At 34.6% G+C, this 24,448-nt stretch carries 21 protein-coding genes and 3 tRNA genes; 14 read left to right on the top strand and 10 right to left on the bottom strand.

The genetic code is table 11. The features are described 5' to 3' along the window. Window positions 1–14: 14 nt before the first annotated feature. Entirely contained in the window at window positions 15–2,444 is a 2,430-nt protein-coding gene (locus tag UABHE_RS16300; protein WP_372371392.1) for a Na+/H+ antiporter NhaC family protein, read from the top strand. Window positions 2,445–2,569: 125 nt separating this feature from the next. On the opposite strand, the gene gdhA is transcribed toward UABHE_RS16300, so the two are convergent. The 5 genes from gdhA to UABHE_RS16275 all read right to left on the bottom strand — a co-directional run bounded on the left by gdhA (window position 2,570) and on the right by UABHE_RS16275 (window position 7,899). Beyond that, window positions 2,570–3,928 carry an NADP-specific glutamate dehydrogenase gene (gene gdhA, locus UABHE_RS16295; protein WP_372371391.1) on the bottom strand — a complete coding sequence of 453 codons (1,359 nt, stop codon included), beginning with the start codon at window positions 3,926–3,928 and terminating at the stop codon, window positions 2,570–2,572. Window positions 3,929–4,166: 238 nt separating this feature from the next. Continuing rightward, window positions 4,167–4,841 (bottom strand): hypothetical protein, encoded by a 675-nt coding sequence (locus tag UABHE_RS16290; RefSeq protein WP_372371390.1) that lies wholly within the window; start codon window positions 4,839–4,841, stop codon window positions 4,167–4,169. A gap of 72 nt (window positions 4,842–4,913) precedes the next feature. Further along, window positions 4,914–5,204 carry a hypothetical protein gene (locus tag UABHE_RS16285; protein ID WP_372371389.1) on the bottom strand — a complete coding sequence of 97 codons (291 nt, stop codon included), beginning with the start codon at window positions 5,202–5,204 and terminating at the stop codon, window positions 4,914–4,916. 85 nt (window positions 5,205–5,289) lie between these two features. Continuing rightward, complete coding sequence (locus UABHE_RS16280; protein ID WP_372371388.1) at window positions 5,290–6,690, bottom strand: amidase; 1,401 nt, start codon at window positions 6,688–6,690, stop codon at window positions 5,290–5,292. Between the two features lie 12 nt (window positions 6,691–6,702). Continuing rightward, a complete protein-coding gene (locus tag UABHE_RS16275) occupies window positions 6,703–7,899 on the bottom strand; it encodes a hypothetical protein (RefSeq protein WP_372371387.1) in 1,197 nt (398 codons plus the stop codon). A 141-nt stretch (window positions 7,900–8,040) separates the two neighbouring features. Here UABHE_RS16275 and UABHE_RS16270 point away from each other — a divergent pair, with 141 nt between their 5' ends. Both UABHE_RS16270 and UABHE_RS16265 read left to right on the top strand, forming a co-directional pair. After that, window positions 8,041–8,772 carry an SGNH/GDSL hydrolase family protein gene (locus UABHE_RS16270; protein ID WP_372371386.1) on the top strand — a complete coding sequence of 244 codons (732 nt, stop codon included), beginning with the start codon at window positions 8,041–8,043 and terminating at the stop codon, window positions 8,770–8,772. A 1-nt stretch (window position 8,773) separates the two neighbouring features. Beyond that, window positions 8,774–9,028 (top strand): hypothetical protein, encoded by a 255-nt coding sequence (locus UABHE_RS16265; protein WP_372371385.1) that lies wholly within the window; start codon window positions 8,774–8,776, stop codon window positions 9,026–9,028. Between the two features lie 88 nt (window positions 9,029–9,116). Here UABHE_RS16265 and UABHE_RS16260 read toward each other — a convergent pair whose 3' ends face one another. Then, window positions 9,117–9,833 (bottom strand): hypothetical protein, encoded by a 717-nt coding sequence (locus UABHE_RS16260; RefSeq protein WP_372371384.1) that lies wholly within the window; start codon window positions 9,831–9,833, stop codon window positions 9,117–9,119. 327 nt (window positions 9,834–10,160) lie between these two features. Here UABHE_RS16260 and UABHE_RS16255 point away from each other — a divergent pair, with 327 nt between their 5' ends. The 10 genes from UABHE_RS16255 (at window position 10,161) to UABHE_RS16210 (ending at window position 16,865) form a co-directional block, all read left to right on the top strand. Next, window positions 10,161–10,652, top strand: coding sequence for an RNA polymerase sigma factor (locus UABHE_RS16255; protein WP_372371383.1), 492 nt, complete (start codon window positions 10,161–10,163; stop codon window positions 10,650–10,652). 1 nt (window position 10,653) lies between these two features. Continuing rightward, a complete protein-coding gene (locus UABHE_RS16250) occupies window positions 10,654–10,944 on the top strand; it encodes a hypothetical protein (protein ID WP_372371382.1) in 291 nt (96 codons plus the stop codon). Continuing rightward, a tRNA-His gene (locus tag UABHE_RS16245) sits at window positions 10,935–11,010 on the top strand. Before UABHE_RS16250 ends, UABHE_RS16245 begins: the two co-directional genes overlap by 10 nt. 775 nt (window positions 11,011–11,785) lie before the next feature. Next, complete coding sequence (locus tag UABHE_RS16240) at window positions 11,786–12,814, top strand: metal ABC transporter substrate-binding protein (protein ID WP_372371381.1); 1,029 nt, start codon at window positions 11,786–11,788, stop codon at window positions 12,812–12,814. Next, a complete protein-coding gene (locus UABHE_RS16235) occupies window positions 12,814–13,260 on the top strand; it encodes a heme-binding domain-containing protein (RefSeq protein ID WP_372371380.1) in 447 nt (148 codons plus the stop codon). Before UABHE_RS16240 ends, UABHE_RS16235 begins: the two co-directional genes overlap by 1 nt. 344 nt (window positions 13,261–13,604) lie before the next feature. Next, window positions 13,605–14,135, top strand: coding sequence for an RNA polymerase sigma factor (locus UABHE_RS16230; RefSeq protein ID WP_372371379.1), 531 nt, complete (start codon window positions 13,605–13,607; stop codon window positions 14,133–14,135). Between the two features lie 8 nt (window positions 14,136–14,143). Then, window positions 14,144–14,218 (top strand) — tRNA-Ile (locus UABHE_RS16225). Between the two features lie 29 nt (window positions 14,219–14,247). After that, window positions 14,248–14,322 (top strand) — tRNA-Ile (locus UABHE_RS16220). Between the two features lie 423 nt (window positions 14,323–14,745). Beyond that, entirely contained in the window at window positions 14,746–15,759 is a 1,014-nt protein-coding gene (locus UABHE_RS16215; protein ID WP_372371378.1) for a hypothetical protein, read from the top strand. 401 nt (window positions 15,760–16,160) lie between these two features. Further along, window positions 16,161–16,865 carry a DUF3047 domain-containing protein gene (locus UABHE_RS16210; RefSeq protein WP_372371377.1) on the top strand — a complete coding sequence of 235 codons (705 nt, stop codon included), beginning with the start codon at window positions 16,161–16,163 and terminating at the stop codon, window positions 16,863–16,865. Window positions 16,866–17,302: 437 nt separating this feature from the next. On the opposite strand, the gene UABHE_RS16205 is transcribed toward UABHE_RS16210, so the two are convergent. Next, a complete protein-coding gene (locus tag UABHE_RS16205) occupies window positions 17,303–17,512 on the bottom strand; it encodes a hypothetical protein (RefSeq protein ID WP_372371376.1) in 210 nt (69 codons plus the stop codon). 589 nt (window positions 17,513–18,101) lie between these two features. Here UABHE_RS16205 and UABHE_RS16200 point away from each other — a divergent pair. Next, window positions 18,102–19,493: a DUF1579 family protein gene (locus tag UABHE_RS16200; protein ID WP_372371375.1), complete on the top strand. Its 1,392-nt coding sequence runs from the start codon at window positions 18,102–18,104 to the stop codon at window positions 19,491–19,493. Window positions 19,494–19,568: 75 nt separating this feature from the next. Here the strand turns inward: UABHE_RS16200 and UABHE_RS16195 are convergent, their stop codons facing one another. From UABHE_RS16195 to UABHE_RS16185, 3 genes are all read right to left on the bottom strand, one after another. After that, window positions 19,569–19,784, bottom strand: coding sequence for a hypothetical protein (locus UABHE_RS16195; protein ID WP_372371374.1), 216 nt, complete (start codon window positions 19,782–19,784; stop codon window positions 19,569–19,571). A gap of 245 nt (window positions 19,785–20,029) precedes the next feature. After that, window positions 20,030–21,289 (bottom strand): hypothetical protein, encoded by a 1,260-nt coding sequence (locus tag UABHE_RS16190; RefSeq protein WP_372371373.1) that lies wholly within the window; start codon window positions 21,287–21,289, stop codon window positions 20,030–20,032. Window positions 21,290–22,184: 895 nt separating this feature from the next. Continuing rightward, window positions 22,185–24,137 (bottom strand): serine/threonine protein kinase, encoded by a 1,953-nt coding sequence (locus UABHE_RS16185; RefSeq protein ID WP_372371372.1) that lies wholly within the window; start codon window positions 24,135–24,137, stop codon window positions 22,185–22,187. Window positions 24,138–24,448: the final 311 nt, after the last annotated feature.

The following is a 24,448-nucleotide window of genomic DNA, read 5'->3' as shown; positions in this document are numbered from 1 at the left end:
AGGTCTGTTGTAGAATGTTGAAAAATCTTGTATGTACAACTTTGTTGTTTGTGCTCTCGTTCTCTTTATTCGCTGAAGATGTTCATGAGTTTAGAATAGACAAAGTTTTTGCAAATAATATACCGACGGATGTTGTTATTCGTGCTGTGGATAGCAACGGTCAATCAGTAGATTTTGCCAAACAAGTATCTATTGAAGGGCTAAAAGTTTCGCAAGAAATGAAGCTTATTTTTGTAAAAGGCGAGCTCTCTATAGAACAGGTAGAAAAACAACAAGACAAAATACTTGTCATTGTTGGCGACCAAAAATTTCCAGTAATCTTCCCCAAGATCTCTCACTTTGAATGCAACGAACTATTTGAAAAAAGTATTCCACAAACACTATCTTTTCAAGTAGTAGATAACAAAGGTAAAATTATTGACTACACAAAAAAAATTACCGTAAATGGCATTCAAATTCTAAACGCATCTTACGAAGCAATTGATAATAAAGTAATGTTCTCTAGTGGTATGCTCACAATTGATCGCGCAAAAGTAGTTGGTAAGAATATTCATTTTAGTGAGGGTGATACTCATTATATGGTTGAATTTCCTACCTTAAATCGCTTTGTTGTAGATGGACGTTTTGCGGATAACCTCCCTCGCGATATTGTTATTAAAGCATTAGACAAGAACGGAAACGTTTTCAATTATAATGAGGTTGTTATTATTGAAAACTTAGAATTGCGTGGCAAAAAAGACAAGGTATACAAACAAACAGAATTTAAGTTTAATAAAGGCCTACTAGAACTTTCTAGTTGTAAAATTATTGGTGATAAATTAATTATAAAACCAAAAGAGCAATTGGACAAAGAGTTTGATACCAAGTATTCTGCTTTTAGCCCTTTTTGGACACTTGTACCTCCACTCCTCGCAATCCTTCTTGCAATTATAACCAAAGAAGTGCTTTTATCCCTATTCATCGGCGTGTGGAGTGCTGTTTTTATTATGAGTGGCTTTCATCCGATAGATAGTCTACTCAATACTTTTAGTCACAATTTAATTGCAACACTATCGGAGGGTGAGTATGTACAAGTAATTGTTTTTACCTGTACGATTGGTGGTATGATCGGCATTGTCTCGAAATCAGGAGGGATTCACAATTTAGTTGAAAAAATTTCTCTTTGGGCTACCTCACCACGAAGTGGGATGATTTCAACTTGGCTTATGGGAATTGTAATCTTTTTCGATGACTACGCTAATACTTTAATCGTTGGTAATAGCATGCGTTCTATTACCGATAAATTGAGAATTTCGCGCGAAAAACTAGCCTATATTGTCGACTCAACTGCAGCGCCAGTTTGTAGTATCGTACTCATTTCTACATGGATTGGAACAGAGCTAGGCTACATTGGTGGTGCTCTTGATGAATACGGACAAGCAAAAAGAGCTTTTGATTATTTCTATAACTCGATCCCATTTCACTTCTATAGTATTTACACTATATTTTTCGTGTACTATATTGCCTCCTCGCAAAAAGACTATGGACCGATGCTACAAGCAGAAAAACGAGCGCGTTCTACAGGACAAGTTCTTGCTCCTGGAGCTGTTCCACTAAGTACTGCTGAGACCATTGAAGCGCCAGAAGGCAAACCTCATCGTTGGATAAATGCAATACTTCCTATCGCTATTGTTATTTTTGCAACAATATTTGGTTTATATCTCAATGGTTCTGAAAGTTTAGGTGAAGAAGCCAAAAATGCACGTTTGATGGATATAGTTAGTGCCGCAGATTCTTATTTAGTTTTATTATGGGCTGCCTTTTGGGGATCACTATCGGCTTTTACTCTTATCTTAGTGCAAAAGATTTTGAGCGCCAAAGAACTTGTAGAGGCATGGGTAAGTGGTGCAAAATCTATGTTATTAGCTGTTCTTGTATTAGTTTTAGCATGGACATTAAAAGATGCGTGCTCAGAACTAGGAACGAACAAATATATCTACTATAACATTAAAGATATTATATCAGTGAAATTCTTACCTGTCATAGGTTTTTTAACTTCAGCGGTAGTTGCATTTGCAACGGGTACATCATGGGGAACTATGGGCCTATTATTTCCACTGCTAATACCTCTAGGTGTAGATTTATCACAACAACAACTAGGACTTCCTCTAGATTTAAATAACTATATCCTACTTGGTACTCTTGGAAGCGTTCTAGCTGGAGCAACATTGGGTGATCACTGTTCTCCAATTTCAGATACAACAGTAATGTCATCAATGGCAAGCTCTTGCGATCATATTGATCACGTTAAAACACAAAGCCCTTATGCATTGACATGCGGTGTTATTTCGTGTGTATTTGGTTATCTACCTATTGGGTTTGGGGCGCCAGTATGGCTATGTCTCATACTTGGTATTGCAGCGGTTGTGATCTCTATTCGTGTTTTAGGAAAAGACTCACAATAATTGATTTGCTTGTAAAAAATATGTTCATTACGAAGTTTGCTTATAAAAGCAAATAAAATTTTAGGAGCTCTCTTTTTTTAAAGAAAGAGAGCTCCCTATTTTATACTACAGTAAAGTGATGACTTTTATACTGCTCCGTGAGCAAGCATAGCATCAGCAACTTTTACAAAGCCTGCAACATTAGCGCCTTTTACATAATCAACGCCGCTGCCAGACTCTCCATACTTAACGCACTGTCCATGAATATTTTTCATGATACCAAGTAATTTTTGATCAACTTCTTCTCTTGTCCACGGTAAAGCTGTAGCATTTTGCGTCATCTCTAAACCAGATGTAGCAACACCACCAGCATTTGCTGCTTTACTTGGAGCATACAATATCTGTGCTTTCATAAACACATTAACACCAGGCATGTCAGTTGGCATATTTGCACCCTCTGATACCATACGGCAACCATTATTGACTAGCGTTTGTGCATCATCTCCGCAGATTTCATTTTGAGTAGCACATGGGAAAGCAGCATCACACTTAATTCCCCAAGGCCGTTGACCTTCTAGATACTGGCATCCATATTTATCAGCATACTCTTTGATACGTCCACGGCGGTTATTCTTTAGATCTTTGATGAAGGCAAGTTTCTCTTCGGTAATACCGTTTTCATCGTAAATAGAGCCACCAGAGTCAGACATACTTACTGGTTTTGCACCTAAATGTAAAAGTTTTTCAACAGTAAATTGAGCAACGTTACCAGAACCAGATACAACACATACTTTGCCACTGATGTCTTCACCTTTGTGCTTCATCATTTCATTCGCAAAGTACACACAACCGTATCCTGTTGCTTCTGGACGAATCAAGCTTCCACCGTAAGAAAGACCCTTACCTGTAAGAACACCTGTAAACTCGTTCGCAAGTCTCTTATATTGACCAAACAAATAACCAATTTCTCTTCCGCCTACACCTATATCTCCAGCAGGAACATCTCTCTTCGCACCAATGTGGTTATACAAAGTTGCCATAAAAGATTGGCAAAAACGCATAACTTCGCGACTAGATTTTCCTTTAGGATTGAAATCAGAACCACCTTTACCTCCACCCATTGGTAAAGTTGTCAAACTATTTTTAAAAGTTTGCTCAAATCCTAAAAACTTAAGAATACTCAAGTTTACCGAAGGATGAAAACGCAATCCTCCTTTGTATGGACCAATAGCATTGTTAAACTGAACACGATAACCACGGTTGGCGCGAATATGGCCTTTGTCATCTTCCCAACATACGCGAAAAGAAATTACGCGATCTGGCTCGGTCATTCTTTCTAGAATATAGGCATCACGATATTGCTTGTGATCCAAGATATAAGGCATCACACTACCCGCAACTTCGTAAACGGCTTGATGGAATTCATTTTCTCCAGGGTTACGTCGTTTTAAGCCGATCATAAATTTGTCAACTATTGCTCCGGTGCTTTCGTCTAAGTCCCACATATGATGAACCTTTCGTTAATTATGTGTTTATGTTAATAAAATTTATTATAACTTAAGTGGTGAACTATAATAAGTAACCTGACAAAGTTCATTGGCCAGCCACTTAGATCATCGATCCATGATCACTAATCTCAAAAATGGAATAATGTAAATTACTTTTAAGATTTTTTGCGTTATTTATAGACCACAACTTGAATTATTATAGTAATTTTGTAGTTTGGATCAAAGTATTAAAAATCTATTTTATTTGTTTTATATTTACGCGATACCCTAAATAAATAATGAGTAGAGCAAATAACTCAGCAACATACAAAACTTCAGTGTGCCCCATTCTTGCTGAAGCTCCACCTGCTGCCGCACAAAAAGTCCCAATAACAATGAGAACGTTTCCTATAAAACGATGATAGTGCTCTTTTCCTTGTTTGTAGAACCGCCACGCAGAAATAAATGCACCACCACCAAGAAAAAACACAGCATATACATTTAGAAAAATACTAAATAGTCGTACTTTTTCCCATTCAATTACTTTACCTGATAGTTCACCATTCTCTACCAAGGAGATATCTAGTGGGGTAAGAAAAACAAATGTAGATGCTATTATTACGAATAGTAATAGAAAAACGGCAAGAATATGTGCAAGTTTTTTGTTGATCAATAAATAAACAGTTCCTTGCGCTAAAGGAGCTGCACCAAGTAACGCACCTGCAATATACCAGAAACGAAATAAAAGAGGATGCCAACCAAACAAGGTAACACAACTTTCAACAAGTGTCCCTAGACCAAAACAAACAATACCAATACACCACCATAGTAAATGTAGTCCTTGGCGTTGGCGATAACGATTTGCTACTTCCCAACTAAAACAGATAGCAACAATCGTTGTGATAATAGGAAGATAATATATTAGTTGCATAAATTTTTCTTACAAAGTAGTTCTTGATGATTAATCAAGATATTTGAGAATAAAACATTTGTTAACACGATACTAATAATGAGAATAATAATGGTTTGTGATAAATACGGCTCGCAATAGTAGAAAAGTAACTAAAGAGAAACTTCCTGCTAGGAACCAGAAAAGATCATTGTCTTTTAAGCGATAACTTCCCATCGTACTACCAAGAAGAAATACATTAAAAAATATAACAACAAGCAGAGATGATGTTAGCGGCACTAAAATTCGGAGTGATAGATAAGCAACAATAATACCAACAATGCATAGGAGGAGTGATTTAGGAAAATCAAAAAAAATTTTTCGTTGTTTTTTTCTTTTTTTCATACTATCTCGATATCGAAACAAAATTCTACAATGTTGCATTATTTTTACACACTACAATGCACAAAAATTAATGCAACAATAACTGCTAGATACCTTCTAAAGAAGGGAGTCCAATGGGAGAAGTCTCTTGTATTAACTTGGCTAATGCTAGCACATGTTCTTCCCCTGTAGGTTTGCCTACTATTTGAAGACCAACAGGTAATTTCTGTTCAGTTAAACCACAAGGAACACACCCAACAGGAAGGCTTGTTAAACTCAATAAAAATGTAGGCGCTACCCAATCAATATATGTTTTCATTTCTTTACCAGCAATAGTTAAGGGATAATTTTGGCTTGCAGGAAAAGGAGGAACAGCCATACATGGTGTAAGTAAATAATCATATTTTTGGAAAAAATCGTTAAATTTATACCAAGTTTTCGCGCGATCGTGGTGTGCCATTGCTAAATCTTTTGCCGATATTTTTAATCCGGCTTCAATATTACCCGCTAGATTACTCCCAAACTCATTGCGTCTTTCTAAATTTTGATACTGTTGGATTAACATCCACTCGCCGCGTAAATGTAAAAACGCTTTTCGGGCAAAAGAAAGATCAAACGAGATTTCTTCGACATGAACACCTTTATCTTTAAGAGCAAAAACTGCTTCGCGGCAAAGTTTTTCTACTTCTTCCTCAACACCTATATCGGCAATATCTGGACAATATGCAACGCGTGTTCCTGCAGGAATACCTCTTAAAACCGTTTCTAAAAACTCTCTGCCATGAGTTGGTTGTCTCATAGGAGATAAAGAACTTTCACCGGCAATCGCATCGAGAACAATCGCAATGTCCTCAGCAGTACGAGCCATAGGACCTGTTACTTGCATATCATCCCACAAATACTCAGATGGATATGTAGGAATAAGTCCTGGGGTTGGTCTTAAACCAACTATCCCGCAAAATGATGCAGGAATACGAAGTGAACCACCGAGATCTGTTCCTTCAGCAATAGCTATCATACCGCTTGCCAAGGCTGCAGCCCCTCCACCCGTAGAACCACCTGCACTAAGTTCAGTATTCCAAGGATTGAAAGTAGTGCCAAATACTTCGTTAAACGTATTTCCTCCCGTAGCAAATTCAGGAGTATTTGTCTTTCCGAAAATAATAGCACCATTTTCTCTCAATCGCTGTACTACAAGAGCATCTTCTTGTGGAATATTATCTTTATAAAGTTTGCTACCGTATGTTGTTCTAAGATTAGCTGTAGGTGTAATATCCTTTATACCTACAGGCAAGCCGTGCAAAGGATAGAAATTACCGTTTTTGGCTTCCTGCTCCCATTTTTCCGCTTGTTGTAAAACATCGTCACTAAGTGAACAAACAGCATTTATTTTCGGATTGTATTTAGTGTAAACGTCCATATACGCTTGTATAACTTCCATAGGAGAAAGTTCTTTTTGGCGAATTAATTTTACTGTTTCATATGCACTTAGTTTTGTAATTTCCACTGTTATATCTTTCTAATTGTGAGAGTGGTGCCGATGTTTTAGCAAATCACGAAGGTAAGCTTGTTGTATCTGCTCAAGAAGTTCTTTAAATCCACTACTTCCGCTTAAGTTTTTTAGATCTCCGTCGTTGGCAATCCATTCATAGTCACGAAAGCCTTTATCAAAAGCACTTCTTAAGGAGGCAAGTGCTTGTTTTCTTGAATTGCGCCTTGCATGCGCACACGCTAAATAATAATGAGCAAGACTATCATCTGAGTTACAAGAGATAGCTTTTTTGAAATAGCGGATAGCCTGGTAATCGCGACCGACGCGTAATAACATAAGTCCCAAATGGTAACTAATATTATTTTCGCCTGGATCTTTAGCTACGAGTTTTTTATCGTGATCTATAATTTGGTCCCACCACTTTCCAAGGCGAAACTTTTTAAGAACACATGCAACAGAACGACGCATATCTGGGTTTTTGTGAAAACGAACCTTGCGTAAACGAGTTAGTATCATAACTCTTTGTTGCTCAGTCATACTATCTTGCATTTGTGTTAATGCATAACCAGCAAGAGTTTTCATCGTTTGCCCTCTAGAACGGTCATTTGAAAATTCTAGGTGAATAAAACGATAATTGTCTTCGCTATACATAGCAAGAAGAGGCTTAATAACTCGATTCCCCATTTTGGCAATAGGAGTATATTGTGAGTAGCATAGTGAATGGCCACCATAAGGTGAAATGAGTTTCGCTAGCTCACTTTCTACTTGTTTATACGACAGTGTGTCTACGATTTCTTGTATGGTGTTTTTTTCTTTACGCGTACGTGGAACAATATTTTTCAAACGCTTAACAAGATATGGCTGACTATCCGATAGCTCAAGCAAAGAACTAGCGACACACATGCGCACACCTTCATCTTTATCGTTGACAGCAGAAAGAATATACTCAATAGAGCGCTTATCACCTATTCTCTGCCAAATATCAACAATAGTGCGTTTAGCTAAGTAATTACTCCGTGAATATTTTTTTGCCAAGTAGGGAGAAACATCTTTTCCTAAGGACACCAATTGCTCAGCAGCCAATTTTCTTTTATGCGAAAACGAATGCCCTAACAGTTGACAAAGCTTATTAACTTTGCGCTTGAAAGCGACCTGCGAATTTTGGGAATATATAGGAATAGTTAAAAATATTAGCAATGTGAATGTTATATATTTTTTCATCATAAACAATATTTCCTACTTACAGTACAAATTATGTGGCAAAACGCTGTAGGAGTGTGTTTGTAAACATACTCCACATAGTTATTATAACCAAAACAAGTAATCTGTGCTAGTTAAAAATTCGATTTTGTTAAGGGACAAACAATGACTGTTTTTCAACAATACATTGCTCTAGGAGATAGTATTTCTATTAGTTTTTACGCAAGCATGGACTACATGGAAAAACACCAAGTATCAAATCCACCAGATGGACTTGGAGCAGCAATGCTTTTTTATAAAAACAATGACGAAGTATGGCCCAAATTTAAGCAACGAGATTTGAGTAGCCTTTACCCGCAGTTACAACTTTGCTATCATGCAAGTGATGGGGCAACAACAACCACAGTTTTAGATAATCAATTACCTGAGTTATCAGCGGGGAGCAAAGAACAAACAATCATTACCATGACTGTTGGCGGCAATAATTTACTATTTATGATGGGCAAAAGCCAAGCACAAGGCGATGATTTATTTAAAAAGCTTATTGAGAACTTAGAACAGATTTTGCAGAAAATAAATCTGTTATTTCCAAACAATATACTCATTCTCGGTACAGTCTATGACCCAAGTGACAACTGCCCAGATATAATGTGGCGCAACTATAAACGCGACCATATATGGTTTTATCGTTACAATGATATTGTGCGCGAAATTTGCGAAAAGCGCAAAAATTACATCCTTGCAGATATTCACAAACTCTGCTATGGTCATGGATACTCAGCAGGAGAGAAAAATTGGTTTTATGCAACTATTGAACCAGGTGTCATAGCAGCACATGAAATTCGCCGCTTGTGGTTAAAAGAATTACATAACTATAATTCACAACGAAAACAATAGCGTGCAAGTTTATAAATGGCAAAGAACAAAGGCTAAACAAAAAAAACCGCAATGGTACGGAAACTTAGACGATGATTGCAACGCAGAATGGGCAGGTTTGCTACTTAGAGCGGAGGAATGTCAGGATTATTCCTGGTGGTGGGTAGTCATCGATCTAAAAACAAGTACAAATATCGATGCCGCTTGTAACCACAACATCAATGTCGGTTCAGGTGAAGAAGCTCGCCGTATGGCAGAATCATGCGCATTAGAATAGTTAGGTGTTAATGCAAAATATGGTAATGGTTGAAACAAACGAGACAAAAGAAATATCACCTCTTTTGCAGCTTGTTCCATTAGTCTACTCAGCTATCTAGCTCAACGCCAGGTCTATTCTTAAAACACAAAGCGCACACTTTAGTAGCAATGTTATCGACCTGATAGAAGTGTCGAAGCAAACGTCTCTTTTTACAAATAGGACATATTTTTCTAGGTTCTTTTCTAAGTGTAGCTCTCTTCTTTGCTTTAACTCGAATATTCATACAAATAATTTGAAAAACGTAAGCAACAAGAAATATTAGAGGTATTCTTATCAAGATTATGATGAAAATATTCAACTTATTAGAATACAATTGCGTTTGATATATCTGAAAAGTATCTCCAATATCTATTATGCGAATAAAGTTATCTAATAAAATTATGTAGTTATTTATATCCACCAAAAAACTACATGTACCGCGTATACCACCAACTCCAATCGCAACAACCGCAATGAGCGCGATAATCGGAGCCATTCCAAAGACCGCGTAACGAAGAATATAATTTTTTATTGCATCAAGTATTAAATTTAAACTTTCCCACGACTTAGACGTAGAAGTTAACAACAAAATACTTATTAGCCAGTGCATAACAATAAGAGATATCCTTGCAAAATGACTTTTTACTTCTATATACAAAATTATAATATGCTCTTCTTTTAACAAATCGGTAAAATCAACTGCCTTCAATGCGTAAGTATAAGAAAAAACAATCCAATTTCCCAAGCCAATTCCTTTAGCACTCCGATAGTGAGAACTGTCCATTTCCGATACTTGCCAATAAAAAAAGGAGAAACAAAGAGGAAGCAGTAGAACCAAAAAAAGAGACCAGGACTTATTTCGTTTTTTGTAACAAAATATACAAAAACCAGCTATTGCAAAAGCGAAGAATAAAACAACGATCATATTTTTACTACCTATTAAGTTATAGTTGCAAAAACATATAATTACAAATCAATTAAAGCCTGTCACCATTCAAAAAGAATCGATTTTGAAAATTCGACTAAAAAATTTTTTTTTGTGAAGCTTTTTGTTTTTCATTTCGTCATAACAATATCACAGCTTAGTTCTCCTGAAAATGAGGAGATAACCATGAACGAGGAAGTGGATATACAACAAATCCAAACAGACAGTTTAACTGAATTCGAAAAAATGTATAGGAAATATGTCAAGTCGGTCTACAGTTACGTGTTCAAAATGTTAAAAAATACAGCCGATGCAGAAGAGATTGTACAAGAAGTATTTATTAATTTATGGCAAAAACGTGCGATAATTCAGTCTGAAAAAGTGGTGTGGATTATGGCAAAGAGAAAATGCATTGATTATATGAGAAAAAGAAAGCTATTTTTTCTTTGTCCGCAAGAATGGGCCTCATTGTATCAGATGTGTTCTAGTGAGAAAGAAATTATTTGTCAAGACGAACAGCAAGTAATGATAAATAAACTTTCAATGGTAGACAGAGAAGTCATTTTACTCGCGCTAAAAGGTTCATCGCGAAACGAAATGGCCACAATTTTAGAAATACCTCTGGGAACTATTGATTCAAGACTTAATCGTATTCGCTGTAAACTACGGAGAGAATAAAATGGATGAAGAAGGACATACGAATGATGAAAGTGATCATGCACGAAAAATAACGCAATTTCTTCAGGAAGAGCTAAGCGGTGAAGAACAAAAAGAATTGCTGAAGCAATACAATACGGATCTTGACTTTCGTACTTGTGTAGATAAGCATCACAACAAATATAATTCGCTTCTTACTGTAGAAGCACAAAAATTTTTAGAAAAGCGCATAGTTTGTAACGAGGATAAAGAGAATTATCTAAACATTGATAAAATGTGGAAAAATATTTTAACCAATATAGAGCGGGTGTAGTTCAGTTGGTAGAACGCTAGCTTGTGGCGCTAGAAGTCGTAGGTTCGAATCCTATCACCCGTACCATCTTCCCAAATGTGATATTATACCAGAAAATTAAGGCTAAGTTATTCCCTCATTTTATCCTCTTCGGCGCGAACCTCGACACTTTACAATCCTTCTGCTAACGTAATAATATATTCTCAGGCATTACCTATCAATATCACAAACCTAGAATTGCAACTACATTGCTTTTTCATGCATAAAAACTACCTATTTCTCAAAAAAAATGCATCTTGATTGCATTTTTAATTTGACACTTTTATGACAAGGTGATAATTTAACGAAATTAATATACTTTAAATATATCTAAAAATTTAGGGCGTGTCATCATTCAAAATATTGTGTGTTTTTTCGAGCCCGAGCCCGTTTGCGAGCCCGTTTGCGAACCCGTTTCCGAAACTTTCACTAACAATTTATCAAAGAAGCAAAGTTTCTTTTTCCATCGCAAAAAACTAGTATTGAACCAATAAATCACTTTCTGTCGCTCTCAAAAGGTTTTCGGGCGCGGGCTCGGGCTCAATACTACTGGCGTATCATTAAATGAATCCGTTATATTTTTATCTGTATTGAATGATGACGCGCCCTAAAACTTCAAAATTATTTTATTGTTGTTAGTTCATGCGAGTTTGTGTAATAACTCTCCCAGTAGCTATTTTTCTTTTAGGGATTATTCTTTACCTCGTTTGTTATGTACTTCCTTTATTTTGCATATCATGTTGTTTCTTACTTGATTATCTATCTTCACTTGTAAGTCGCAAACATTATGAAAAACATCAATTTTCATTAAGGAGATTAAGGTTTGAAAATACCAATTTTTCTAGTTATGTTAATCGTTATTGTATTCTTGGGATGCGATTCAAAATCTACACATAAAAAAAATCCACTAACTATATGTGTTACAACCACAGATTTGGAAGATATTACAAATAACATTGGAGGAGAATATGTTACCGTATATTGTTTTGGAAAAGGCGCGGAAGATCCTCATGTTGTTGAAATAAAACCAAATTTTGTGAAACAACTTAGTCAAGCAGATATATTAATAGACGTTGGAATTGGAATGGCAGGAGGTTGGTTACCCGACTTACTAAAATCAGCGCAACGTCCAGATATGTTTCCTGGGAAAGAAAAACATTTGTCTGTTGCTGACGTTGTGCGTCATTTACATAATCCAGAGAAATATGCATTTACTGATAGTTTACATGCCGATGGAAACCCTCATTTTCTCTTAGATCCTATCGAAGGAATTAAAACCGCAAAACTTATTAGCGAAAAATTAAGTCAATTATTGCCTTTGCAAAAAGATTTCTTTAATAAGAATTATCAAACATTTCGTCAAAAAATCGCTACTTTACTAGTTGGTGAACAATTGGCACAAAAATACAGCGTCGAAAAGTTAGCTGTAATGTATTCAGAAAACAAACTCGAACAATTTCTTGTTAAAAATGGTGATAAAGAAAAATTAACTGGCTGGTTCAAAAAATTACACTCTTTACGTGACCGTTCTTTTGTTGGTGATCATGACTTATGGCCTTATATGGCGAGAACTTATGGCCTGGCAATCCTTGGTTATCTAGAGCCTAAACCAGGGGTCCCACCGACAACAAAACACCTAAAAAAATTAATTGAAAAAATGCAAAATAACAACGTTAAAATTTTGCTAACATGTCCATATTTTGACAAACGCCATGTGAAGTTTGTTGCAGAGAAAAGTGGGGCAATTGTTGTTAATATGGCACATCAAGTAAAAGCGTTAGATGGCACTAATTCTTATATTGAAATGTTGCAATACAATTTTCAACAACTCTTCCAGGGATTAACAAAATAATGCAAGTTGTTATAGAAAAAATTAAAAGAATTTCTATTATTTTACTTATTGCATTTGTTGTTATCATAATCATTTCTTACTTTTCTGCAGGTGAACACACCAACCCAAAAATTACAAATTCTGTAAAATGGGATTCAGCAGAAACAAAGAAATATTTTTATGCTGCATGCGCTGATTGCCATAGCCACGAAACAAAATGGCCATGGTATTCTCATTTTGCTCCTGTCTCACAAATGATCATCGATCATGTAGACTCTGGGCGCAAACGTTTTAATATTTCTATTGCTAACATGGGTAGAAGTAAAGAAGCTGCTCTAGAGATACAAAATGGCCACATGCCACCCGAGGAATATACTAAAATGCATCCGGAAGCGGTATTAAACACAGAAGAAAAAGATCTTTTTGTTCTTGGTTTAAAAAAGACTTTTTCTCAAAAGCAAAAATGAAAACAAGGTTAAATATTTACCAAAAACTTAACTTCGTGGTTTAAGAACTATACAGATTTTTTGACAAAAAATGAGGTTATCAATTTCTTTGAATATTCGATGACCTCTTCAAGATATCTTTTTCAATCAGCTTCATTTTTGTTCTCTAACACAACATGAAGTAATCATAGTTAACGAAATCTTGTGCAATATATCCTCCACAAAAAACTATTGGTTCCTTCCAACTGACACATCAACAAAGACATAACAACTATCAAACAAACTATAATTAATAACGTCTAATTCACATCATCGAAAAGCAAAACAAAAATTTTTCAATATTTTTTATTTTTATGAAAGATTTATTGCATAGATTACGATCTAAAATAGCAAACGCAAAAAAAGGAGAACAACATGTTGGGAATTACCTAAATATTACTAAGATTCAAAATGGCGATCATACAGAATTTACAAAAATGTATTGTGCTTATGTTAAAAATGTACAAAGTTATGTATATCGCAAAACAAAGAACAAAGACGATGTACAAGAAATTGTTCAGGATATTTTTGCCGATGTATGGCGGAAAAAGAAATCCATCCACTCTCATGCGATTATTTGGACAATTGCCAAACGTAAGTGCATTGATTTCTTTCGTAAAAAACGAACGCACTATCTGGCTTGTGAAAAACTTGATAGCACTATTCTCCACTCTGATCTTGTAGAAAAACAAGAGTGGTGGACAAATTTTTTACAAAAATTATCGCAAAAAGAAAGAGATATTGTTTGTTTGTTGTTACAAGGTTATGAACGAAAAGAAATCGCAAATATATTAAATATTTCTTCAGGAACAGTAGATACGCGATTACATCGTTTAAAGAAAAAATTTAGCACTTGAGTAAAATAGGAGCCTTAGCTTAGTCTGGATAGAGCAAACGCTTGATAAGCGTTAGGCCGTAGGTTCAAATCCTACAGGCTCCAATTTAAATTATATTAGCTTGAGTAAAACAGGAGCCTTAGCTCAGTCTGGATAGAGCAAACGCTTGATAAGCGTTAGGCCGTAGGTTCAAATCCTACAGGCTCCAATTCAAATTATACTTATCCTTTAAATCCTCCAAAATTAAAACAACGCCTTCCTGATAACACAAAGAACCTCTGAATATGATAAGCATTGGCTACTTCTGTTATTTTGCTTCATTCGTTTAATTGATAACAGGCCTAAAGAAAAAAATAAAAAAAATTTCCATTTTTAATTTTTTAGCGTCTATTACTACTAGAATAATCACTTTACAATGCTAACAAAACCCAAACGAGTTTTTGAAAATTTAATATCGTTATCATTAGTTATAGGGATTATTGAACAAATTATAGATTACTAGCAAGTTAAAGGGGAGATAGATCAAAGAAATATAAATAAATTTCTTTGATACTAAGTGCTTCAAAGTACTTGTAAAAAAACTCCTTACTACAATGTTGTATAACTTTTGAAAATTTAAACAGGAGTAAAAATGGATTTTTGTAGAAATTTTTTAATCTTAGCTTTAATAGTATTATTTACTGGACCTTTTGTAACAGCCGAAACAAGCAATCGCGCTAAAAGTTACGAAGTAAAAATCGTGAACGGTCAACTTCAAATTATAGCTGTTCATAGTAGATCAAAAAGAGCTGTAAAAGCTTATACTCATAAAGAATTAAAGAAATACCTCAAGGCGAAGAAGCTTGAAATTCAAATAACACAAGAGGATCATTTAGATCCTGTAAATAATCATTTCGCTTACTTTATTGTGGGACAAACTCAGAGCAAGAGTAGATCTCTTCTAGCTGATTTAAACGTATCTGAGCGTATTGAGATACAACGATTCAATGATCAGATTCGAGTTACTTGTATTCATAGTAGATCAAAAAGAAGAGCAAAATCTGGCGCTACATCTGAGTTAAAAAAATACACAAAAGAGCTGAGTTTAGATTTTGAAATAACAAAAGATGAAGCACAAGGCCCTGTTCAGGGAGGTTTTTCTCATGTCTTGGAAGCTACTCTTTCTCAAAAACAACGTTCATCTCTTGACAGAGCTTTTGTTAGTATTGACATTGAACAACTGGGTAATTTTGTCCGATTGACTTGTATCCATAGTAGATCAAAAAGAAGTGCAAAAGCTAAAGCAAATTCTGAATTGAAAAAGTATTTAAAAGGAAAAAAATTCTCTGTTGTACAAGAACAAGATCTAGGTCGTGTAGAACAGGGATTTTCTTATCTAGTAGAAGCAAATACTCTTAGCGAACGATCTTCTTCAGACATTGAAACAAATGCATTTGTACATGTTGATATAAAAGTATTCAACAACAATATTACAGTTACTTGTATTCATAGTAAATCAAAAAGAAGAGCAAAAGCTAAAGCAAATTCTGAATTGAAAAAATATGCAAAACAGAAAAAATTAGCTTTTGAGATAACAAAAGATGAAGCCCAAGATTCTACCAAAGGTTTTTCACATGTACTACAAGCAACTCTTTCAGAAAAATAATATTTAAGTGAAGTCAGAGTTGACTAAGAGTCTGTTACAAATTGCTAGTTTAACGCAATTTTGTAACAGGCTTGTAGCATGACTTTTGTACAATTCTAGGCACTTTTTTAAACTTTGTTCATCCAGTTCAAACATAACTTAGAACATTTGCTTTTTAATATAATTTCCATGAACTTCCCCTTCCAAATTCTTCTTGCAAAAACTCCCTATTTTCCTCTTACAGGAATAAACTCTCTCAAATTAATATTCCATTCGCACTTCAATCCAAAATTTATTCAAAAAAAATCAAAGATTTTTTACAAAATATCCCAAACAATACGACTACTATGTTATGAATCTATTAATTCACGAAAAGTTGACCTGGCAAAAATCGTTGCCTAATATCCTTTAAGGAATTTTTCATGACAAAATATATTGTATTAGTATTATTTTTAGCATGTTGTACACATATGTTATCTCAAACCTTCATCTCTGAAAATTTTCACAATTTAGATCATTGGAGTGAACTTAAATTTTCAAGTATCTCTCCCTCCAAATACTCCATAGTAAAACAAAACCGAAAATCTTATTTAAAAGCAAAGTCGAATTCTTCTGCTTCTGGTATTATTCATGAAAAAGTTTTCAATGTATATAAATACCCAAATTTAGAATGGCGATGGAAAATAAACAATATTTTCCAAAGAGGTAATGCTTTTAAAAAAACAGGTGATGACTATCCAATTAGGGTTTTTGTAATGTTTGAATTTAATCCCGAAAAAGCCTCTTTTACACAAATACTAAAATATAAAGCGATCAAAGCTATTCATGGAAGATATCCACCTCATAGTACCTTGAGTTATATTTGGGCTAACCGATATCATCGAACTAAAGTTATAACCAGTCCGTATGTTGACAATATCAAAATGATTGTAGCATCTAGCGGGAGTAAAAATGCGAAAACATGGGTAACAAAAAAAGTTAATTTGATAGATGACTACAAAAAAGCTTTCAGTAAAAAACCTCCGAAAAGAGCTAAAATCGCAATTATGATTGATTCAGATAATACAAAAGAAAAAGGGTTTTCGTTCGTTGATTACATAAAAGTATATTCTGTAAATAAAAAATAATCGTTGCCATTCGCAAAAGTACACTTGTTGCAATTTATTGCGGTGCCCAATTAAAGTGGCCTAATGATGACACTCTGTTGTTAGACGTGTGTTATCATTCACAGGAATAACAGATGTCGTTGAAATATTATCTTATATTATGACACTGCGAGTAGTATCGAGCCCGTTTCTTAGCCCGAGCCCGCTTCCGAAACATTCTAAAGGCGGTAGAAAAATAGAGCTTTTTGTGAGTTGTAACAAATACTTTTTTATTTAATCAAAAGCCTTGAAATCGGGCTCGGGCTCGGAAACGGACTTGGAAAAATATTTTGAATGATGACAAGCTCTAGTAATATTTACAAAATCAAAGTGCCACTTCAATTGAAGAGCGCAATAAAACACAGTGATATTACAGGTAATTCGTAATTTAAACGAGTGTCGGAGATAACCTCTCTTTGTTAAAAGAGAGTAGGTACATAAATGTTGCTAACAGCTGCACTATTTGTTTGTCCAGCATAAACAATAGCGTCATGCTGGGCAACAACACTTACAAAATCGTCGCCTTCTTCCATGTCTAGAATAAGAATGCCATCTTGGACGAATTGGTCATCGAGGCGTGAGTTATCGGCAAAAGAACAGACAATTAAATTTCCAATCATAAGTAGCAAATAGATATGATTCTTCCACTATATTTTTTCCTCTTTTTTAACTCATGTAAGTTGAAAAAATTATGTTGCCAAATATTTGATACATCTAAATCATCTTGTACGAGAATCGTATATCGTTATACTCTAAAAATTATGAGTAAAACGAGTAGTAAGACATAAAATATAGTTGCTAGAAGTTTCTCAACTCACACAATTTAACTTCATCTCATATAGCAAAAGATACATACACTTATTATTTCCAAGTGACACTCTAAACGACTAATTTAAGTAGCCTTTACAAGTTCTTTAAATTTTTGTACTTGCCTACTAGATATTCTTACATCACAATAAAAGTTACTAACGTTTTTGTTTAGAGAAGAACAACCTTGCGTATACCCCAAAGCAAACAACAGTAAAATTGGAACTCTTTTACAAGTATGATTATTTAGAATTTACAAACACATGCGAATCATTTTATTTTATTAGATCGTTCATACAAAATGACAGACCTAGACAATACTCCTAACTTGTATAGAGCTACCAAAAATTTTAGAATGTTTACTCTTACTCAAATAGAGTAAAATGAATACTATGTTTAAGGACACATTTTATGAGAAACATCTTTTTCTTAATATTTTTGAGCTTTTCATTAGTAATGGCTCAAAGTAACAAAACAACAGAACAAAGAGACCAAGAACAAAAACAAAAAGAGCAAAAAACTCAACAAGAATGGCAACATTACGCCTCTCCTAATTCAAATCATCAGTCACTAAGTTTTATGGCAGGTGATTGGAAGACGATCTCCAATATTTATGATGATAAAGGACAAGTTTTCCGTCAAGATGCTGGAACTTGTAATAATAGTTGGATATTAGGTGGACGATTTTTGCTTATCAATCATCGCTTTACTCAATACCAAGCCATAGGCGTAATGGGATACGACAATTACTCTAACAAATTTGTTGCCGGGTATTTTGATAATCAAGGTACAGGAACATATCTTAGCAAAGGTACAATACAAGCTGATAAAAGCATTGTTTTAATGGGAGAGAGTATCAGTTACTTCACTGGTAAACCAATAAAAGCTAAGTATGTTTATACAATAACAGGAGATAATAGCTATACGTTTACTCTTTTTAACGTTTCTTCGTCAGAAAAAGCTTTAAAAATAATTGATATCACTTATACCAAAAGTAGTTTGGTAGACAACAACAAATACTGGACCGAAAAATCAAAAGATGTATCTAAAAAAGATGAACAAAACTGGAATAAATATTCAACTCCAAATAAACACCATCAAGCATTATATCCTCTCATTGGAAACTGGAAAGTTTCTTTTTTAGTATATGATGAAGCAGGAAATATTATTAGAGCTCCTGAAGGAAAAGCCTTTAACAGAAGTATTTTAGGTGGCCGTTTTGCTTTGTTACATTATAAACTTGACGATTATCAAAGTATTGGAATCATGGGTTTTGATAATATTAAGCAAAAATACACAACTCTATACATAGATAACTTTGGAACAGGCATTTATTTTAGTGAAGGCCAAGTTACTGGTCCAAGTCAATTTTTACTATCTGGTGATAGCATCGATTACTCAACAGGAAAACCCGCAATTGTTACATATGACACAGGAATCATAAGCCCCAATAAGTATATATTTCAATTATACAATCAAAAGGAAAAAGAAGAGTTAAAGATAAAAAAAGTACATATCGAATGTACTAAGATTGCGACAGTACACATAAAAACACCAAAGGTAGAAACAAAAGTTCCTGTACAAGTGCAACCAAAAGTAGAAGTTGTTGACGACATACAGAAACCAAAGACACCTAACACAACTTCTGAAGTAAAAAATGAGACCGTAGATATAAAAACAATGGCCAAAAAAATAATGGCTGACGCAGAAGCAAAAGCTGCTAAAATAATGACTGATGCAAAAGAAAAAGCTGACAAAGTGATTGCTGATGCAAAGAAAAAAATCGAAGAGATGGAAAAGTAATTAAATAAATGAGTACTTTTCTCTAACTGGCAGCACTTATTAAAGATCACAAGGAAGTTTATTCCTTGTGATTTTTTATTTGCTGAGTGCTGAACCTGGCACCACCAGAATGCGAATCGCTAATACGGCAAACCGAAAATATTCTGGTGTAGTAGCAGGTAATTTAGGACCAAGCCGCTGTGCCAAAGAAAAAGGTTCTCGACTACAAAGCAAGCAGTAAAGGGCAAAAGTAAACAAAATCATACTCCACATAACAGTTACCAACTGTTGTAATGTTTTCGGGGATTTCATTAAAAATACTCCTATAATTTAACAAAAAAGTAAAGAAATCGCGGGATTTTGGCTGTTTCAAATAAGAAATGCTATCTTGTTTTGAAAACGAAAACGGGAAGAAAAAAGCAGGAAAGGAGTTTGTATAATCAATGAAACGAAGTTAGGCGGAGAAAAAAGCAACTTGTATAATTAAAGATCACCGCTACTCATTACAAGATAACGGTGATCTAATATAGCTTAAATTTGTTAATGGAAAGTAACGATTACTCTTCTATAATACGAATAGCCACTCCACTAAATCTTTTGTTGTTTAACCCTATACCAGCAGCTATTATACAATTTGTTGCTGTATCGACGATACCAGTAGTTAGAGATTCATTTATAGTATTTTTGCCACTATCGATTAATCTTTTAGTGTTAAAAGTGGTGCGGATATTACCAAAATAATCGAGAATCACAATAAATCCTGCAACATCACCTTTATTAGCAAAACTTCCAATAACAACGATCTCTGTTCCTCTTGTAAATACATGAGAACCAGTTTGTTGATAGTTCCCTTTTTTTGATGTAAAAATAAGAGGTTTGTCGTTATTAAAATGCGGATCTCTTGTACCATGAACTCCTGAAAATCTTTGAACGATAGCAGAACTAGTTGCCACATCTAACCCGCAAACTAAAACTTTATCGCTTTCAGTAGTGATACTTAATAATCGCACGTTAGCAATATCTATTGTACCATCGCCATTAAATCTACCATCCAAAACTCCATGACGATCCATTTTAAAAATAAACGAACCGCTAGCACGACTACCTACACCAAAGATATTTTTCTTCTTATCAATAGCAATTGATAAGCATTCTGTATTTTCAGTAAAGGTTGATAGATCTTGTAGCAAATATCCCTCTTGTGATAGAACCGCAACACCAGCAATTGTTCTTGCGCCACTATATGAAGTTCGCGCAATGATAATTTCTTGGCCTAGAGAAGTTTTGTTTATATCAGCAATGATAACATCATTGCCATGGTGCATGTTGAACTCCTCGCCTTCAAGTTTAGCCAACAATATTATACCATTATTACTAAAACTGGTGTCTAAAATACCACTAGGGAGAAGTCGCACTGCAAATATCGCACTACGACTATTTAATTGCAAAGTACCAACAACAACAATATTCTGGTTATTATCGATAGCAACACCATTGACAGCAATACTATCAATACTAGGAGCGCCAATATCTATAACAACACGACCATCGGTACCAAATGTGGTGTCTAAAATACCGTCTTGATTAGAAACAGCCACAAATACTTTGCTAACAGCTACGCTATTTGTTCGCCCAGCATAAACAATAGTATCATGTTTGGTGGCAACAGAACTTACAGAATCGTCGCCTTCTTTCGTGTCTAAAACAAGAATGCCATTTTCGGCAAAATGGTCATCGAGGCGTGCATTATCTGCGAAAGAACAGACAATTAAACTCCCAATAATAAGTAGCAAATAGATATGATTCTTACAATACATTTTTTTCCTCTTTTTCAGAAGTTGTTTATAAATTACGACTCGTGTGAGTTGAAAAAATTATATTACCAAACCTTTGCTACATCTAAATCATTTTGTACGAGAATCGTATATCGTTATACTCTAAAAATTATGAGTAAAACGAGTAGTTAAGACGTAAAATATAATTGCTAGAAAGTTTCTCAACTCACACAATTTGATTTTGTCTAATATAGCAAAAAGTTTATGAGATAATTATACAAAGTATTGTATAATTACGCAATATTTACTTAAATAACTCCAATATATGAAATACAAACAACCTAGTAAAAAGTGCTAAAATCAAAGAATCAACCGTCCTAAACTGCCTCTCCTCTTTTGATCTCATTTCTTGTTTTGCAGCCAGAGAGTGGACAAAAAATTTCCAAAAAATCAATTCACTGTGGAAATACTATACTGTAACATGAGTTTATTGGATCGACATGTAAAAAGGTACCATTCTCTAATCCTCGTAACCAACCATCAAAAATCCCCAATATCGCGTATTTTTTTTTAGGACTCCAACTGATAAGACATTTTTTATTTTTTAATGTATTGTGAAAGAATACCTTGCCTTTTTTAGTAGTAATTGCTTCGGCACCTTGAATTTGATTGCTGATGCAAAGAAAAAAATCGAAGAGATGGAAAAGTAATTAAATAAATGAGTACTTTTCTCTAACTGGCAGTACTTATTAATCACAAGGAAGTTTATTCCTTGTGATTTTTTATTTGCTGAGTGCTAGGTTCAGCAAATAGAGATTAGAAATTATTACTTCTGATAACAGCTGCAATATTGAATCAACTATTTATAGTGAATAGAGTTTCGTTTATCCATCGCTGGACTCAAAATCCGTGCGAATCCTAATTAAATAATCATCAACTATTCTTGTTTTTCTGTAAAAATACCAAAACTAAATAGCCAATGGTGTGTAATTGCGTCCGAAGATGAGCGAATAAGAATGTTGTTTTTTCCTTGCTTAACTCTATTTGCAATTTCAAACTCGTAATAATGAGGTCGGCTCCTACCAGGTTCTAATTTCTTAACGGTTAATCGACCGTTGACATAGATATCTATAGGAGAATAATTTGTTTTTGCAAGCGTCGATAAATGACTAATACCCACTAGTAATGCTTCATATTTACGATCCAAATTAAAATTTATCTGCAAACCTCCTACTCGCGCAGGAATTACCATAAGACTTTTTCTTGGAGCGCGTTTAACAGTCCATGTTCTATCTTCTCCTATTAATTTATATAGATTTGCTCCAGCGTGAGAAACAATTTTTCTATTTTTAATGCTAAAACCAACAACTGCTTGGGACCAATCTTGTTTGGGATGAGGAATTTTTTCTTGTGGTTTTACTAATTGGATGCTTTGATTTTGAGACTTGCTTTTTTTGGGTTTTGGAATTTGAGTGTTTCGGTCTTTATTTTGTAGCTCATTTTTTTCAGACTTTGATAATTGAGTACTTTGATTTTTATTTTGTAGTTTGTTTTTGATTTTATCGTTTTGGGATTGTTTTTTAGAATGCGCTTTTTGATTTGCCAGCGCGGTAGCTTTATTATTTTTCCTAGGCTTTGGTAGCTTTTTATTACCGATACCGATAAATAACAGTAAAGTAATAAAAGCTATAGTACAAATAATAATAATATTTTTATAACTTATTGTTTTTCTTTTTGGCGTAACTAAGCGCGCGCTTGTTCGGCGCGTAGCTCGATTTCTTGTATCTTTGTTGTGTACTTTTCGCAAATGATTGGACATTGTGGAACAGCTTTGGTAACGATGTTTTTTTGATTTAGAAAGTGCCTTGTTGCAAATTTGTTCTAATTCTTTAGGAATTTTTGAATTGATTTCGCATAAAGGAATAGGCTCTTTTATTAAAATGCATTTCAAAAGTGACAAGTGAGTTTTCGCCGTAAAAATAGGTCGTTTTGCTAATAATTCATAAAGAATAGCACCTATAGAGTACTGGTCACTCTGTGCGGTTGTCGCGGAATGGCGGCCTTCTGCTTGCTCAGGTGTCATATAACGCAAAGTTCCCATCATCATACCTGTCTTCGAAAGTTTTTGACTGGCTTCCTCTACTTTAGCCAAACCAAAATCCATGATGATTGGTTTACCTTTGTGCACCATGATATTTGCTGGTTTTAAGTCGCGATGCACAACACCACTGCGATGAGCATAATCCATGATTTCGCATACTTTGATGATGAAATCTACGCTTTGTTTTATACTCATTGGAGTTGATAATTGTAATTCTTTTAGAGATACACCTGGTACTAAGTCCATCGTAAAAAACATTTGATTATTTTCGCAACCAATATCGTAAGCTTTTACAATTCCAGGGTGGTCCAGTTTGCTCATTGTTTGTGCTTCGCGACGAAATCTCTTAGCCGCTTGGGAACTAACCTCTCTAGAAAAGTTAACCTTTAGTGCTAATTCTTTTTGCATATCAGGATCAAAAACTTTGTAGACTTTTCCCATTCCGCCTTGTCCTAACACCGAAATAATTTTATAGCGACCTATGTAGTCGGGATTTTTAGATTGAGTTTGGTTTGTAGCTTGCAATGTGCGCTTTTGGTGGTTTGTGTGGCTATTGTTGTTTGTTGTCAAATCGTGAACTGATATGGAAGGGGAATTTAATGCTTGTTTTGTGTAGCTTGAAATTATATTTACTTGGTCCTGGTCAATATATTTTTTATAAAGAAGCCATTGTGAAAACATCATTGAATGCTCTGGGCATTCAGCAATGTACTCTTTAAAATAGCGTTCTTGTAGAATTCCATTATGAATGCCAGCTTGGCCAAAGGCAACATTTTCATTTTTATACACATCAAATCCCTTAACTCAGCATTGTTAAATTAACGAAAATCGAAAGTCGTTAATATAAGAAGAAAATAATACCCAAAAAATTCTATCACAAAAAAAAGGGCACCGCGACGACTAATATATCGGAGTCCAAAAAAGTATTCAACTCAGAAAATGAGATTTACCTCTCGAATTTATAAAGTGCCAGACACCTGACACTTATTCGAATTTATAAAGTGCCAGACACCTGACACTTATTATCACTGTAAACACTTGTAGATAAAAGAATCAATAACAACAAGATAATTGACTTTGTTTTCATAACAAATTCCTTT

Source organism: Candidatus Uabimicrobium helgolandensis (genome assembly GCF_041508025.1).
In the GTDB taxonomy this organism is placed as follows: Bacteria; Planctomycetota; Uabimicrobiia; order Uabimicrobiales; family Uabimicrobiaceae; genus Uabimicrobium; species Uabimicrobium helgolandensis.
The sequence above is the reverse complement of the archived record's forward strand: the minus strand, read 5'-3'. Positions and strand labels throughout refer to the sequence as shown.